Origin of the sequence: Sulfolobus sp. B1, assembly GCF_007050195.1 — an archaeon.
Lineage (GTDB): Archaea > Thermoproteota > Thermoprotei_A > Sulfolobales > Sulfolobaceae > Saccharolobus.
The window spans coordinates 1-4914 of sequence record NZ_QIMI01000120.1 but is presented as its reverse complement, the minus strand read 5'-3'; the positions used below and the strand labels follow the sequence as shown (position 1 = coordinate 4914).

Genomic DNA, 4914 nt, shown 5'->3' with positions numbered 1-4914 from the left:
TTGTCAACCTTATCTGCAATATCAGAAAAAACTTGGCTTGTGACATCAATTGCGCCATGTGTATCCCCTACGAATGCTACATTACCATCTACTTCAATTGTTCCTAGAAAAGGGGATTCAAACGATTGAAATATTTCTAGAGCCTTATTTACAATGCTCTTGATTTCGTCTAGCTCAATCAAACTCATTCTCCCACAATTCTGACTACTGTATTGTTACCTAACTTTATTATTGAGTTAGATTGAATCTTAACCTTACCCTTTATGGGTTGAAACATTTTACCATCATAAATATAGGTTCCATTCGTACTATTCAAATCCTCTATATACAACTCTCCATTTTCTAGGCTTAAAACTGCATGCTTTCTAGAAACTTCAGGGTCAGGGATAACTATTACATTTTCTGGACTTCTCCCTAATGAAATTGAGGGAAAGATATCAAAGTCTAAGGGTAATTTAGTCTTGTTGAATGCCGAATTTGGAGTATTTATGAACAACAAATAATATTTAGATGGTTGAGGGACTGCTACTTGAGGCTGCTGAACAGATGGTTGAGTGGAAAGTTCTGGGGTAGGAGATTGGGCTGGAGCTTGCGGAGATGGAGAAGGTTGAGATTCGACTTGTAGCTGTTGAGAAATTTCAACTTGGCTTTGTTGTGTTGTTGGTTGCTGAATAGATTCCGGTTGCTGAGAGGAAACTTGCGGTTGAGCTGGTTGTTGGGGAGCAACAGCCTCTTCAGGTTTCTTAGTACCGCATTTTATACAGAACAATGAATCATCAGCGTTTTCATACGCACAAACTGGACATTTCCATGTCATGTTTGTATAAATCGAGTAATAGTACTTAAAAATTTCTGTTATAATATTTTTGACATGACTGTAACACTTAACGTAAAGCAAACACATGATTACGCATATACTGACAGACCAACAGAAGTGGGCTTCGTAATTTATATAACGCCAGAGAAGACAGCAATCACGAGAAATACACACTACATCATTATGATAGATAACAGCCCTTCGATGCAAGGGGAAAAACTTAGTACAGCGGTTGAATCAGCAAAAAAGCTTTTAAGTGATTTGCCCCCAGGTAATTTCGTAACTATAATAGCTTTCTCTAATCATCCCGAGATAAAATACCAAGGACCTACCGGAAGCGCAGTTAATTTTGATGTAGGTAAGGGTTACACAACCAGGTTACACGAGGCTATTTCATTCAGCTTAAATCTAGCTAAGCAGTCACAAGTCCCCACTAAAATAATAATGCTAACCGATGGTAAACCAACAGATAAGAGAAACGTTAAAGATTACGAAAAACTGGACATTCCCCAAAACGTCCAAATCATTACAATAGGGATAGGTAAGGATTACAATGAAGAGATACTTAAGAAATTAGCTGATAAAAGTGCTGGAAACTTCTATCATATTCAGAATACTTCTGAGCTACCTAACGTATTTGAGAAAGAGAGATCTACTTCAGCTTATGCATATAATTTGCAATTCATAACACCACAAGGATTTATACCTTATAATTATGATTTACCAATAAGACTACCGATAATAGATAAACTAACATCAATATATGGGAGCCTTGTGATCCCTCCAGGCAACACTGCTTTCACTGTTTTCTTTACAATAACTTATATTGATCCTGTAGATAATCAGCAAAAAAAACGAAACTAAGAGCGTTGTTATTCAAAGAGGAAATACTCAAATTGTGGAAAGTCACATCAATAGGGACGTATTATTGACGATTAGATATTATAGACTCTTGAGGGAATACACAGAGGCTTTAGTCTCTGGCAAGGACACTACTAGAATACTTAATCAACTGAGACAAATCGCTGAGGAGACGAGAAGGTCCGATCTGATTGAACAGACTGAAAAATTAGGAAGTGATAAAAAAGCTGATTTATCAGAAGTAACTAAAAAGATGAGGTCATGATACTAGGCAAGGCGTTTGGCAAATACTTAAGAGATGAGCTAGGTATTGACTCATTGAAAGTAACTAGGCTAAAGAAAGTTTTCAAGACGGGATATTTACAGTCGATTGCTATTAATATGCTGATATATAACTACGGTTTACTGAAAAAGGAGGAAAAAGGGTGGATAGTTTCTGAAGAGGAGAAAGTAAAGATACTCGCGGGAAATGGCGAGGCTAAGACAAATTATGTTACCAGTAAAGGCGGAGAGATAAAGATTAAGGAAGAAATAGTCCCATTAGAGCCTCAATTTATTATTGATCTGGGACTTTTTAAAGAACATACTGAGGAAGAAAAAATAAGCTTATTAGAGCAGATTAAACTAACTTTAGTAACGATTAGACATTACCTAAGTGATTTAAATTTAAAGTTATTCAATAAACCTGAATTCTTCTCGTTAGAGGTTAAAAATAAGGTTTATACGATTAATCAAATCCCTAAGGAGAAAACTATTGTTCTAAATCCATATGGAGATATAATCGCTAATGAGAGTATAATATTGAACAGTAAATTTTTCATAATAGGAGGTATAGTGGACAAGGGAAGAAGATATAAGAACGCTACTACTCTCTTGGCAAAAAAATATGGTTACGACGATTTGCCTCAAGTAAAAATAACTTTAAGGGGATCAATCGTGGGAGTTCCGGATAGGATAAACAAGATTGTTGAGATAGTTCTTAATACTATTACGGGATCATCATTAGAAGATGCTATAATATTATCACAATCAAACGCTGATAAACTAAATAGATTAGTTACAGAAATAAATAAAATGAATGAATTGAATTTGGAGAAAGCTAGAGAGCTAGCTTCTTGGCTTAAAGTAGACCAAAGAATTCTTAACTTTGCTTTAAGAAAAAGCAAATTCAAAAATCAATCTATTTCTTCTTGAATCTTCCTCTTCCCTTCAATAAGCTTCCTTGGGAAAGGAATATTTTGTATCTCCTCTATCTTAATTCCCATCTTCTTCAAATTTTCAATAGCCTGCTTTAAATCATCCTCATGAGTAGCATATTTTACTGCCTCCTTTACCTTCTCTATATCAGGATTATTCGCTCTGAACCTCTCTGCACTCACACTAATCCAGTTATTGTTATTTTTATAAACGAAAACTACATCTTGAAAATATCCAGGAATTACATGCTCTACTCCAGCTAGATAATACTCGCCTATTTTATATACTTTAGACATCAATAATATTTATTCTAATATCACTTAAAAATTAACTGATGACTTACACAATAGATTATGTGATAAAAGCCATTTCCACGCTTTTACGAGATGGAGAGTTAGTTTATATAGGGTTAAATTCCATTCCTGCTTTAATTGGAAGTTTTATGGCTAGGGATCTCTATGGGAAAAAGATTAGAATTATTGGAGTAGCTGAAGCACAAAACCCGCAGAAAGTAATTTTATCACCATCAACTGGAAATCCATTTTTTGTAGAGTCCTCTCCAGTAATAATTACAGCAGATTCCTTTGATTTAGCTCAAAAAGGAAAGTTAGATGTAATGTTTTTAGGTCCTGCTCAAATAGATGAAGAAACCAATGTTAATCTTTCAGTTATTGGAAATTATGATAAACCTAACACAAGATTACCTGGCGGAGCAGCAACTGCCTTCATTCTACCCCTAGTCAAAAAAGCTATTTTATGGAATTTAAAGCATAATAAAAGGAGCTTGGTAAAGAAAGTGGATTTCATAACGGGGACAGCTAAATTCTCAAACAACTTAGTTTACGTGGTTACTAATTTAGGGATATTAAGGTATGATAGAGAAAGCAAGAAATGGTACGTTGATGGGATATACCCATGGAGCTCCTATGACAAGATAGTAGAAAATACTGAATTCGGTGTAGAAAAAGGTAAAATGGAGCTAATAAGTTTGGAAGAAAGAGACTTAAAATTCATTAACGATATGGATCCTTATCAGCTCAGAAGTGCTCTAGAAAATCAATGATTTTCTCATAATCTGCATCGTATAAGGGAAACATACTAGTTGGATAAGCTCCGTTTGGAGAATGTACTACGGCAGTAACGTATATGCCATTAATTGTCGGTCTCCTCCCGAAAAAGTATGATCTAGGAACTATTTCCTCAGCTGTTATTATGACTTTTTTTGAAGCCTTAGCCTTATAAACATCTTCATATAGGGGACCCAAAATCTCTGCATTTCCTTCCTCGTCTGCCTTATTAACATGAATAATTGCCACGTCTGGAGTGATTGCCTTCACTAAGACTATTTTTTGATTATTAAATGGATCTTCAACTACCTTCCAAGTACCCTCTTTTTCATGAAGCTTAATGAGATCAGATCCTATTATCCCTCTTACTGGCATGAATGGAACTCCAAAAGCCCCAGCTCTAATACCCGCTATAAATGCTCCGCAAGTATCTTCTAATAATTCAACTTCTTTGTTTTCAATCATTTTTCTAAAATTTTTAGGAATGCTTGAAAACCATTCTAGAGTAGACATCGCTATTCTAAGCTTTTTTATGGCATTATATTTCAGAAGCACCTCTAACCCGAAACCAGGTTCTCGATCAATGAAATAAAGATCACGTATCCCGGTCTTTATCATTGCGTAGATGAATGACATAGGATTCCTATGAATTGATATTCCACTTGTAGTGATAGAATTTCCATTATTAATTAGATTAACTGCTTCATCTAAAGTAATAATCTTATTATTGTCCATAACTATCATTATCTATTTAGTTTCCCTAAGATTAATACTTAATGCCTTCGTTAAGGAATAAACAATTCCGAACGTCCAACTTAATACAATTTATTTTATCTTAACTCCCTCTATTATCCAAAAACCTTCCTTCTCCTTGACTCTAACAACTTTGAATTTTGCTGATATTCTCTTTATACCTTCAACTGGATTTATTCCACCAAATACTACATCTCTTAAAACCAAGTATGCCTTAGA

The 4914-nt window shown here is 34.8% G+C and carries 7 protein-coding genes and 1 pseudogene; 4 read left to right on the top strand and 4 right to left on the bottom strand.

All coding sequences use genetic code 11. The annotated features are described in order from the left end of the window. Both DMP16_RS07900 and DMP16_RS07895 read right to left on the bottom strand, forming a co-directional pair. Positions 1 to 182 (bottom strand): annotated as a pseudogene (locus DMP16_RS07900) (serine/threonine protein phosphatase); the annotation flags it as partial. Positions 183 to 184: 2 nt separating this feature from the next. Further along, positions 185 to 817: an FHA domain-containing protein gene (locus tag DMP16_RS07895; RefSeq protein WP_069281541.1), complete on the bottom strand. Its 633-nt coding sequence runs from the start codon at positions 815 to 817 to the stop codon at positions 185 to 187. A 54-nt stretch (positions 818 to 871) separates the two neighbouring features. Between DMP16_RS07895 and DMP16_RS07890 the strand changes: the two genes are divergently transcribed. From DMP16_RS07890 to trm10, 3 genes are all read left to right on the top strand, one after another. Further along, a complete protein-coding gene (locus tag DMP16_RS07890; RefSeq protein WP_255446837.1) occupies positions 872 to 1681 on the top strand; it encodes a vWA domain-containing protein in 810 nt (269 codons plus the stop codon). Between the two features lie 64 nt (positions 1682 to 1745). Next, complete coding sequence (locus tag DMP16_RS11415; protein WP_255446836.1) at positions 1746 to 1943, top strand: hypothetical protein; 198 nt, start codon at positions 1746 to 1748, stop codon at positions 1941 to 1943. Then, the gene (gene trm10, locus DMP16_RS07885; protein WP_069281543.1) at positions 1940 to 2872 is read left to right on the top strand and encodes a tRNA (adenine(9)-N1)-methyltransferase Trm10; all 933 of its coding nucleotides are present in this window, start codon (positions 1940 to 1942) and stop codon (positions 2870 to 2872) included. Before DMP16_RS11415 ends, trm10 begins: the two co-directional genes overlap by 4 nt. Here the strand turns inward: trm10 and DMP16_RS07880 are convergent. Beyond that, on the bottom strand, positions 2854 to 3171 hold the full coding sequence (locus DMP16_RS07880) for a hypothetical protein (protein ID WP_069281544.1): 318 nt from the start codon (positions 3169 to 3171) through the stop codon (positions 2854 to 2856). The two genes, trm10 and DMP16_RS07880, sit on opposite strands and share 19 nt — an antisense overlap. A 35-nt stretch (positions 3172 to 3206) precedes the next feature. On the opposite strand from DMP16_RS07880, the gene DMP16_RS07875 reads away from it, so the two are divergent. Next, positions 3207 to 3938, top strand: a complete 732-nt coding sequence (locus DMP16_RS07875) for a CoA-transferase (protein ID WP_069281549.1) — start codon at positions 3207 to 3209, stop codon at positions 3936 to 3938. Here the strand turns inward: DMP16_RS07875 and DMP16_RS07870 are convergent. After that, a complete protein-coding gene (locus tag DMP16_RS07870; protein WP_083216335.1) occupies positions 3913 to 4686 on the bottom strand; it encodes a CoA-transferase in 774 nt (257 codons plus the stop codon). The genes DMP16_RS07875 and DMP16_RS07870 overlap by 26 nt on opposite strands. Positions 4687 to 4914: the final 228 nt, after the last annotated feature.